Below are 9,684 nucleotides of genomic sequence, written 5' to 3'. Positions count from 1 at the left end.
GCGGCCAGCTGGCGTCTGGCCTCGTCCTTGATGGCCGCGGTGACTTCGACACGGGCTCGTTCCCTGACCCCTCGGATCACGCTCATCGGCCCAGTCTGCCACGACAGAGAGCAGCGCGAAAGAAAGAGAGCAGCGCTCTTGTCGTAGCCGCAGCCGCCAGCGCCACGCCACGCCACGCCACGCCACGCCACGCCAAGACCATCGGACTGTGCAATCGCCCCGAGCAACTCCGCGTTGCCCGCTGCCCCTTGGTTACAACAAGCCTCGCTCGAGCGCGATCCGCACGGTCACCACATCACCCAGCCGGAGCCGACGGGACGCGGCATCACCGCTGCCCTCGAAAACCTGATGGACTCAGGCGACCTCAAACCAGTCGAGATCGTGCACGTCAACGCGCATGCCACCTCGACTCCTCAGGGCGATCTTCCCGAGCTCAAGGGCCTTCGCGCAGTCTTCGGCGAGGACACCGACCACTTCGCAGTGTCTGCCACCAAGTCCATGACCGGCCACATCCTGGGAGGAGCCGGGGGTGTTGAGACGATCGCCACCGTGCTCGCGTTGCACAACCGGCTCGCCCCGCCAACCATCAACCTCGACCATCTCGACCCCGAGGTCAACGCCGACGTTGTCCGGGATGTGCCCCGGCCTTTGCCCGGCGGCACGATCGCCGCACTGAACAATTCTTTCGGTTTCGGCGGCCATAACGTGGTGCTGGCATTCCGTACCCCCTAACCTGCACATTTCACGTGTGACGGCGCCCGGAGCACGAGGGACGACACGATCCAGCGCGTCGTAACGCCCTGGCCGTCTTCGAAGTCCGGCGCAGATTCGCCTTCGGCCAGTGGCCAGTGGCCGGTGCCGGTGCACCCCGGTGGCCCTGCGCCCGTATGCCGTCGGGCTCGCGGCTGCGCTGCAGCACTTCGCTGGAGGTGAGCTGCTGGTCGTGATCCTCGACGGCGGCACAGAGGTGATCCCGCCGCTGCCAGGACGCCACAGCGCTGCCCGGCTCTGCGGAGGAGCGCCACACCGAACAAGAGGCAACGCGGATGAGAGTCCTCATCGCCGGACTGACAACAACCGTCCACGGTGCGGCTGACCTCTGTCCAGCTCGCTCAACACGCCCACCAGACGCCCCCCTTGGCGTTGGTCCGTCGTGGAGAACTCCGGCACGAAGGGTATGCCGCAACGACATGGTGCTGGGGGGCCTTGCTCTTCGCCTCCCGCGCGCGGTGCGCGACACATGCGGAATTGACACGCTCCGAGACAGGAGACTGCGATGACCTCAATGAATCGCCGCGCAGCAGAGCAGGCTCCCCATGTCCAGCTGGAGGTTCACTCCCGTGAACCGGACGTCACACCCTCTCTGACCGCTCCCGGCGCGGGAGCAGACCCGCACGGCCTGGAAGCCCGGCTGACCCTCCTGGAATCAGGGGCGCCAGCCCTGGCCCACTTCATTCGGGCGCTCGCTCACGGTCTGGAGAAGCTCTCGGCACAGGACGCCGCGGTGGCGGAAGAGGTGGCACGCAGCGCCCGGCTGGTCCTCCACGAACCACCGTGACCGCGCAGTGCCGCCAGCCAAGTCGGCGAGCAGGCGGCCAGGCGGGAGCCTGACGGCCGACGACGCGACCAGGCCGCTCGACACTCCTGACGGGACGCGCGACTGCGTCGGCCGCCCACGGCGCCTTGTCGCCGGACCAGGGAACGCTGCACGGCGGCGCAGGAACGCGCTGACCACCCATGCGTACACGGCGGAGAGCAGTGCAACAGGGTGCCAGCCCTGACGCCGCGGTCGCGTGCCTGGTGGTAGGGCTTGGCGCCCTTGAAGCTGGGCAGGAACGGGCCGAGCACGACTGCCTTGTCCGAGCCGTGCCCGTGGCCGGTCGCGCCGAGCGAACCGAACAGTTCGGCCCGCACTCGGCTGACGGAGGGCAGGAAGCCCTCACTGTCCAGGAGCCTGACGAAGCGCCGGGCCGCCCGCATCGGCCCCACCGTGTGGGAGGAGGAAGGGCCGATCCCGACACCAGGTCCTCGTCCCAGCGCAGCCGGCCCTGGCGCTGGCTGTGCAGGTGCACCACCGGGCTCCACCCGCCCGAGACGGCGAGCAGGTCGCAGTCGAACGACGCCGGGTCACCGGTGAGCCGACCGCCGTCGTCGAGGGCCTGGACGGTGACGCCGGTGAGCCGACCGCCGCCCGCGGTGCCGACCACCGCACTGCCCGTCAGCACCCGCACCCCGGTCGCCACGGCGACCTCGGCGGCCCGGTGGGACAGTTCGGGGCGCGCGTCCACGACCGCGGCGATGTCGATCCCGGCGGCGTGGAGATCGGCGACCGTGTCGTAGGCGCTGTCGTTGGTCGTGCTCACCACGGCCCGCGAGCCCGGAGCCACGGCGTATCGGTTGAGGTACGAACGCACGGCCGCGGCGAGCATCACCCCGGGCCGGTCGTTGCCGGCGAAGACCAGCGGACGCTCGTGGGCGCCGGTCGCCAGGACCACCTGGCGGGCCCGTATGTGCCACAGCCGCTGACGCGAGACGCCTTCGGACGGGTCGGGGGCGTCGGCTCCGAGGTGGTCGGTGCGCCGCTGCAGGGCCAGCACATAGTTGTCGTCCTACGAGCCGAACGCCGTGGTGCGCTGCAGGACGACGGCCTCGGGGCTGCGTCGAGTGCTGCGCGCACTTCGGCGACCCAGTCGAGGGCGGTCTGCGCGCCGACCGTCTCGGTGCGCCCGGAGAGGAGCGAACCGCCGGGCTCGGGCTGGTCGTCGACGACGATCACGCGGGCGCCGGAGCCGGTGGCAGCGGCGGCGGCCGCGAGCCCGGCCGGCCCGGCGCCGACGACCAGGACGTCGGTGTGTACGTACTTCTTGTCGTAGACGGCGGGGTCGGGGGTCGGGTCGAGCCGGCTCATCCCGGACAGCGTCGTGGCGCACAGGCCGTCGTACAGCTCTACCGTCGTCGCGGGCAGCATCCCCTCCGCATGCGGGCCGTCGATCTGCAACAGGGCGTTGGGCTCCTCGACACCGGCGGCGGTGATGCCACGCGGGCGGCCGCGGTAGATCGACGGGGCGACCTCGACGAGCCCGCTCGCCAGCATCACCGAGGCGACGGTGTCACCGGGGTGCCCGGTCAGCTCCCGCCCGTCGACGGTGAACCGCAGCACGGCGTTGCGGTCGATGCGGCCCCCGTGCGGCAGCCGGAATTCCTGGTCGGTCATCGGTTCCCTCCGGCCGGTTCGGCGGGCTGGTGGACATCACGTGGGTCGGGGAACTCGGGGCGTGGCTCGTCGGGCCGGTAGACGGCGAGCACCTCGTAGTCGACGGTGTCGCGCAGGACGTTGAACCAGATGGTGTCGTCGTCGTGCTCCAGCAGCTCGCGTGCCAGACTGCCGGGAGAGAACGTCATGAGGCTGCTGCCGGGGCGCCGTTCGGACTCGTAGCCGCGGGCGACGTTGGACAATTTGAGCACGACGTTGAAGGAGCGCTTCGGGGTGGCGATGGCGTAAGCGTCGCCCCACACCTGCCGGCCGGTCTCGTTGGTCAGGAACGCGGCGCTGACGTAGGGGCCGTAGACGACCTGGGAGAGGGCGTCGCGGACGTCGTCATCCAGGTCGACGGCGACGCGGTGTGCCACGGTCGCCGGGGTGGCGAGCACGACGCAGCGGGCCTCCACCTCCCGCTGCACGCCGCTCTCCTGGAAGTGCACGACGACGGAGTCCTTCTTCTGCACGATCTCGTTGACCGGCGCGTCGAGGCGCACGCGCTCGCCCAGCGCCACGGCGATCGACTCAGTGAGCGTGGACGGGCCGCCGAGGATGCTCTGCGAGAGGCCGCTGCCGATGTTCCACGCCAGGCTGAAGTAGCCGACGCCGGCTCCGGCGGAGAGCTGGTCGATGTCGGCGGCGGAGCGGGTCACCGTGGGCTTGAACAGGGCCTCGGCGGCCTCGGGCAGGTCACCGATGAAGTCCTTGAAGGAGCGGTCGTTCATGAAGTCGTAGATCCGCTGCTGGCGCTGGGCCTCGTCCTCACCCGGCCGCCGCTGGACGATACGGGCGTAACGCGCCACCTGCAGCGCGACTTTGGCGCCCGCCTTGACCATGCCGACCCGTGCCGACCAGGGCATCGGGATACGGAATGGATAGCTCTCCACCCGGCCCTTGAGCAGCAGCTTGCCGTTCATCGACAGCCCGGCCAGTGAGCCGGGCACGGGCACCGAGTCCACGCCGGTGTCGTTCAGCAACCATGCTGTCGCGGAGTTCCCGTCGGCGTAGACGTGCCCGCCCCAGTTGAGCCAGTACGGTCCGCGGCGCTCGGGTACTCGGTCGGGTAGAGCTCCAACCCGTCCGGAGCGAGGATCTCGTTGAAGCGTGCGGCCAAGTGTTCATCGCCCGTAACGTCCGCACCGCACGTCATGCGCACGAGCAAAATCGCAGGTCAGGAGCCCTTCACGGCCGGTTCAAGGACCGCGACGCACTCCACATGATGCGTGAAGGGGAAGAGGTCGAAGGCGCTCAGCCGCACCGGGCGGTAGCCGTCCTCCGCGAACCAGGCCAGGTCGCGGGCGAGAGCGGCCGGGTCGCAGGCGACGTAGGCGATGCGGCGCGGGGCGAGGGAGGCGACGTGGCGGACGGCGGGGCGGCCCGCACCGGCCCGTGGCGGGTCGAGGACGACCAGGTCGACCCCGGTGATGCCGGTCCGCGGCAGGACCTGCTCGACCTTGCCCTGCTCGACGCGGACCCGGTCGAGGTCCTGGAGGTTGTGCCGGGCGTCCTCGACCGCGCGCTTGTCGGATTCGATGCCGAGTACGGCCCCCCGCTCGCCGACGCGTTCGGCCAGCGCCCCGGCGAAGAGGCCGACACCGCAGTACAGGTCGAGGGCCATGTCGCCCTTGCGGGGCATCAGGCCCCGCATGACGGCCTCGACCAGGAGGTCGGCGGCCTTGGGGTGGACCTGCCAGAAGCCGCCGTCCCCGACCCGCCAGGTGCGGCCCGCGGCCCGCTCACGGACGAAGGGGCGGCCGTGGACGCGGTGCACGGCGTGGTCGCGTTCACCGATCCGCTGTACCGAGACGGGCCGGTCGAGTTCTACGATCGGCAGTCGCCCACCGGGCCGCGGGGTGAGGATGACCTGCCGGTCGTTCGAGCCGGTGGCGGCGATGGCCTCGACGGCGGCGATCTGCGGCCAGGTCCGGGCTTCGACACCCAGCTCGCTGACCCCCGGGGCGGCGATCATGCAGTGGTCGATCACCTGGACCTCGTGCGAGCGGTGCTTGCGCAGGCCCGCGCGGCCCTCGGTATCGATCGCGTACTGCACACGGGTCCGCCATGCCGGGACCTCGCCCTTGGCGACCTTGTCGCCGGGGGCAGGCGCGACGGTGCCGTCCCAGCCGGCCTCCTCGGGGGTCAGCCCGGCCAGCCGGGCGAGCTGCTCGGCGATCACCGCGGCCTTCAGGCGGCGCTGCGCGCCGGGTGCCGCGTGCTGCCAGTCGCAGCCACCGCAGCGGCCGGGCCCCGAGAACGGGCACGGCGCTTCCACCCGGTCCTTGGACGGGCTCAGGACCCGCACGGCGTCGGCCCGCAGGAACCGCGCGTCCTGCTCGCCCTCGGTGACCCGGGCGACCACCAGCTCGCCGGGCAGTGCGTGCCGCACGAACAGCACCTGGCCGGCTTCCGTACGGGCGACGCAGTGGCCGCCGTGCGCCACCGGGCCGACCTCGACCTCGTACTCGCGGCCCACCAGTGAGGGGGCGGGTTCGGTCTGCATGGCGGAGCTGCTCCTGGGTGTGGTGAGGGGACGCGCGGGTGACCGCCCTTCCGGGCGCCCTTTCGGCGACAGCCGACCAGTCTACGTCGCCACGGCGGCCCGCACGTCCGGCCGGGACGGCCCCTGACCGCCCTGCGGCCCGACCGTCGCCGCCGGGCGCAGGCGACCGTCACCGCCGCGCGGCCCCACCCCTCACCGCTGCTCGGTGCCCTGCGCGCTGTGTTCGTGTGAGGCCGGCCGCGGCGTGCCCACCGGGCCGCGGCGGATCGCCCCGGGCGCGCTCCAGTCCGCCCGGCGCCGGGCACGCGCCTTGGCCACCTCGGAGGACTCCAGTTGCCACGGCACCGAAGTGACCATCACACCGGGGGTGAACAGCAGCCGGCCCTTGAGCCGCAGAGCGCTCTGGTTGTGCAGCACGTGCTCGTACCAGTGGCCGACGACGTACTCCGGGATGTAGACGCTCACCACGTCGCGCGGGCTGTCGCGGCGCAGGCCCTTGACGTAGTCGACGATCGGCCGGGTGATCTCGCGGTAGGGCGAGTCGAGGACCTTCAGCGACACGTCGATGCCGCGGCGCTGCCAGTCGGCCTGCAGCGCCTTGGTGTCCTCGGGGTCGACGTTGATGCTGAGCGCCTCCAAGGTGTCGGAGCGCATCAGCTTGGCGTACGACAGGGCCCGCAGCGTGGGCTTGTGCAGTTTGGAGACCAGCACGATGGAGTGCACGCGGGACGGCAGTACGTAGTCGTCGCCCGGCTCGTCCCCGGCCGCGATCTCGTCCGCGACCCGGGTGTAGTGGCGGCGGATCGCGGTCATGGTGGCGTAGAAGATCACCATGCCCAGCACCGCGACCCAGGCGCCGTGGGTGAACTTGGTCAGTAGCACGATCACCAGCACCAGGCCGGTGAAGAACGCGCCGAAGGCGTTGATCGCGCGGGAGCGGATCATGTGGCGGCGCTTGGACTGGTCGGTCGCGGTGCGCAGGTGGCGGTTCCAGTGCCGGACCATGCCGGTCTGGCTGAGCGTGAAGGAGACGAAGACGCCGACGATGTAGAGCTGGATCAGCCGGGTGGAGTCGGCGCCGTAGATGAAGACCAGGACGGCGGCGAACCCGGCCAGCAGCACGATGCCGTTGGAGAAGGCCAGCCGGTCGCCGCGGGTGTGGAGCTGACGCGGCAGGTAGCGGTCCTGCGCGAGGATCGAGCCGAGCACCGGGAAGCCGTTGTAGGCGGTGTTGGCGGCCAGGAACAGCACGAGGGCGGTCACCGCGGCCAGGAAGATGAACGGCACCGAGTTGTGGCCGAAGACCGCCTCGGCGACCTGCGCGATCACCGGATCCTGGGTGAAGCCGGCGCCGACCGGCCTGCCGTGGTCCAGCAGGTCCACGGCCGGGTTCTCGGCCATCCGCACGTCGGTGTTCATGGCCAGCGCGATGATCCCGCAGAACATGGTGACGGCCAGCAGACCCATCGCGGCCAGCGTGGTGGCCGCGTTCTTGGACTTGGGCTTCTTGAACGCCGGTACGCCGTTGCTGATCGCCTCCACGCCGGTGAGCGCCGCGCAGCCGGAGGAGAACGACCGCAGCAGCAGGAAGATCAGCGCGAAGCCGCCGATCCCGGCGGACTCGGCGTGGATGGTGTAGTCCGCCGTCGGCGCATGCATCTCGTGCCCGGTGGCGATCTTGAGGATGCCCCACCCGATCATGCAGAAGACGCCGAAGACGAAGGCGTACGTCGGGATGGCGAAGATCGAGCCCGACTCGCGTACGCCGCGCAGGTTCATCAGCATCAGCAGTACGATCATGCCGACCGCGCCCAGCACCTTGTGCGTGACGAAGAACGGCACGGCGGAGCCCAGGTTCTCGATGCCCGAGGCGACCGACACCGCGACCGTGAGCACGTAGTCGACCAGCAGGGCGCTGGCGACGGTGAGCCCGGCCCTGGGCCCCAGGTTGGTGGTGGCGACCTCGTAGTCACCACCGCCGGAGGGGTAGGCGTGCACGTTCTGCCGGTAGGAGGCGACCACCGTGAACATCAGCACAACGACGGCGACCGCGATCCACGGGCTGAAGCGGTACGCCGAGGCTCCCGCGATCGACAGGACCAGCAGCACCTCGCCCGGCGCGTACGCCACCGAGGACAGCGGGTCGGACGCGAAGACCGGGAGCGCGAGCCGCTTGGGGAGCAGCGTCTCGCCCAGCCTGTCGCTGCGCAGCGCCCGGCCGATCAGAATGCGTTTCGGCAGGTCGGTCAGTTTGGACACCCCGCGATCGTAAGGGATCGCCCATCTGTGCGGTGCCCCACTGCCGAGGGGAATGTGGCGCGGGGAGGCGGGGAGATACCAGGCGGACGGGTGTGGCGCACGCACGAGGCGCGGATGTGTGGCGGACATGTGAGACGCCCGCGGCGCAACCTCCCGCACCGCGGCGCGCGTGTGTAGCTTTGGCCGCGGTCTGAGACGCTGAGAACGGCCGGAGTCGGCTTTTGGGGTCTCAGTCGGAAAAGTTGACAGCCGGAAGGACGGTCGTGCACGTCGTGATTATGGGATGCGGGCGAGTGGGTTCCACTCTCGCCCACTCCCTCGAACAGCAAGGTCATACGGTCGCGGTGATCGACCAGGACCAGACGGCGTTCCGCCGGCTCGGTTCCGGGTTCGGCGGGCGGCGGGTGACCGGAGTCGGGTTCGACCAGGACACGCTGCGCGAGGCCGGAATCGAGGAGGCGGGCGCCTTCGCAGCCGTCAGCAGCGGCGACAACTCCAACATCATCGCGGCGCGGGTGGCACGCGAGATGTTCGGCATCGAGAACGTGGCCGCCCGGATCTACGACCCGCGGCGCGCCGAGGTCTACCAGCGCCTCGGCATCCCCACCGTGGCGACCGTGCGGTGGACCGCCGACCAGATGCTGCGCCGGCTGCTGCCCTCGGGCGCGGAGCCGCTGTGGCGCGATCCCAGCGGCGGCGTGCAGCTCGCCGAGGTGCACGCCTCCCCCGCCTGGATCGGGCACAAGATCAGCCAGCTCCAGGAGGAGACCGGCGTACGGGTGGCGTTCCTCACCCGGCTCGGCGAGGCGATGCTGCCGACCTCCCAGACCGTGCTGCAGGAAGGCGATCTGGTGCACGTGATGATGCGCACCGACGCGATCGCCGAGGTGGAGGCGGCGTTCGCCAAGGGACCCGAGGAGACGCAGTCATGAGGGTCGCCATCGCCGGGGCCGGTGCGGTCGGCAGATCGATCGCGGGCGAGCTGCTGGAGAACGGGCACGAGGTGCTGCTCATCGACAAGAACCCCACCTCCATCTCGGTGGAGCGGGTCCCGCAGGCCGAGTGGCTGCTCGCCGACGCCTGCGAGATCACCTCACTGGACGAGGCCGCGCTCCAGCGCTGCAACGTCGTGATCGCCGCGACCGGCGACGACAAGGTGAACCTTGTCGTGTCGCTGCTGGCCAAGACGGAGTACGGGGTGCCGCGCGTGGTCGCCCGGGTGAACAACCCGAAGAACGAGTGGCTGTTCAACGAGTCCTGGGGCGTGGACGTGGCCGTGTCCACCCCGCGGCTGATGTCGGCGCTGGTCGAGGAGGCAGTGAGCGTCGGCGACCTGGTACGGCTGCTCCGGTTCAGCCAGGGTGACGCGAACCTGGTGGAGCTGACCCTGCCGCAGGAGGCCGGCCTGGTCGGCACCCGGGTGGGCGATGTGGCATGGCCCGTCGACACGTCGCTGGTCACGATCATCCGCGGCAACCGGGTGCTGACGCCGTCGAAGGACGACGCCCTGGAGGCCGGGGACGAACTGCTGTTCGTGGCCGCGCCGCACCGCGAGGAGCAACTGGAGGATCTGCTCTCCGTGCAGGACGGCTCGGACTCCGCCGAGGAGTAGTGGGACGAGCCGTCCCCGTCGTGCCGCGGCCCCGGCAACCGTACGGTTGCCGGG

General features: G+C 70.7%; 7 protein-coding genes and 4 pseudogenes. 5 read left to right on the top strand and 6 right to left on the bottom strand.

Annotated features, from left to right (window positions below; all coding sequences use genetic code 11):
* Window positions 1-86, bottom strand: a pseudogene (locus tag VIW71_RS03750) (TetR/AcrR family transcriptional regulator); the annotation flags it as partial.
* A 202-nt stretch (window positions 87-288) separates the two neighbouring features.
* On the opposite strand from VIW71_RS03750, the pseudogene VIW71_RS03745 reads away from it, so the two are divergent.
* Window positions 289-732 (top strand): annotated as a pseudogene (locus VIW71_RS03745) (beta-ketoacyl-ACP synthase); the annotation flags it as partial.
* Window positions 733-1,276: 544 nt separating this feature from the next.
* On the top strand, window positions 1,277-1,558 hold the full coding sequence (locus VIW71_RS03740) for a hypothetical protein (protein WP_331620488.1): 282 nt from the start codon (window positions 1,277-1,279) through the stop codon (window positions 1,556-1,558).
* A gap of 281 nt (window positions 1,559-1,839) precedes the next feature.
* On the opposite strand, the pseudogene VIW71_RS03735 reads toward VIW71_RS03740, so the two are convergent.
* Window positions 1,840-2,037 (bottom strand): annotated as a pseudogene (locus VIW71_RS03735) (serine dehydratase beta chain); the annotation flags it as partial.
* A 138-nt stretch (window positions 2,038-2,175) separates the two neighbouring features.
* Between VIW71_RS03735 and VIW71_RS03730 the strand changes: the two are divergent.
* Window positions 2,176-2,340 (top strand): hypothetical protein, encoded by a 165-nt coding sequence (locus tag VIW71_RS03730; RefSeq protein WP_331620487.1) that lies wholly within the window; start codon window positions 2,176-2,178, stop codon window positions 2,338-2,340.
* 88 nt (window positions 2,341-2,428) lie between these two features.
* On the opposite strand, the gene VIW71_RS03725 is transcribed toward VIW71_RS03730, so the two are convergent.
* The 4 genes and pseudogenes from VIW71_RS03725 to VIW71_RS03710 form a co-directional block, all read right to left on the bottom strand.
* Window positions 2,429-3,214, bottom strand: coding sequence for a 2Fe-2S iron-sulfur cluster-binding protein (locus VIW71_RS03725; protein WP_331620486.1), 786 nt, complete (start codon window positions 3,212-3,214; stop codon window positions 2,429-2,431).
* Window positions 3,211-4,239: pseudogene (locus tag VIW71_RS03720) on the bottom strand (FAD-dependent oxidoreductase); the annotation flags it as partial. The gene VIW71_RS03725 and the pseudogene VIW71_RS03720, both read right to left, overlap by 4 nt.
* Before the next feature lie 191 nt (window positions 4,240-4,430).
* The gene (locus VIW71_RS03715) at window positions 4,431-5,759 is read right to left on the bottom strand and encodes a class I SAM-dependent RNA methyltransferase (protein WP_331620485.1); all 1,329 of its coding nucleotides are present in this window, start codon (window positions 5,757-5,759) and stop codon (window positions 4,431-4,433) included.
* A gap of 192 nt (window positions 5,760-5,951) precedes the next feature.
* Window positions 5,952-8,018, bottom strand: a complete 2,067-nt coding sequence (locus VIW71_RS03710) for an APC family permease (protein ID WP_331620484.1) — start codon at window positions 8,016-8,018, stop codon at window positions 5,952-5,954.
* A gap of 263 nt (window positions 8,019-8,281) precedes the next feature.
* Between VIW71_RS03710 and VIW71_RS03705 the strand changes: the two genes are divergently transcribed.
* Together VIW71_RS03705 and VIW71_RS03700 are read left to right on the top strand one after the other, a co-directional pair.
* Entirely contained in the window at window positions 8,282-8,950 is a 669-nt protein-coding gene (locus VIW71_RS03705; protein ID WP_331620483.1) for a potassium channel family protein, read from the top strand.
* Window positions 8,947-9,630 carry a potassium channel family protein gene (locus tag VIW71_RS03700; RefSeq protein ID WP_331620482.1) on the top strand — a complete coding sequence of 228 codons (684 nt, stop codon included), beginning with the start codon at window positions 8,947-8,949 and terminating at the stop codon, window positions 9,628-9,630. The genes VIW71_RS03705 and VIW71_RS03700 overlap by 4 nt, the downstream gene beginning before the upstream one ends.
* Window positions 9,631-9,684: the final 54 nt, after the last annotated feature.

Origin of the sequence: Streptomyces sp., from assembly GCF_036524955.1 — a bacterium.
GTDB lineage: Bacteria > Actinomycetota > Actinomycetes > Streptomycetales > Streptomycetaceae > Actinacidiphila.
This window is presented reverse-complemented; position numbering and strand designations above follow the sequence as displayed.

Bases quoted from the DNA above. Each gene is read 5' to 3' on its own strand.
- VIW71_RS03740 (WP_331620488.1), top strand. From the start codon at position 1,277: ATGACCTCAATGAATCGCCGCGCAGCAGAGCAGGCTCCCCATGTCCAG.
- VIW71_RS03700 (WP_331620482.1), top strand. From the start codon at position 8,947: ATGAGGGTCGCCATCGCCGGGGCCGGTGCGGTCGGCAGATCGATCGCG.
- VIW71_RS03715 (WP_331620485.1), bottom strand. From the start codon at position 5,759: ATGCAGACCGAACCCGCCCCCTCACTGGTGGGCCGCGAGTACGAGGTC.
- VIW71_RS03725 (WP_331620486.1), bottom strand. From the start codon at position 3,214: ATGACCGACCAGGAATTCCGGCTGCCGCACGGGGGCCGCATCGACCGC.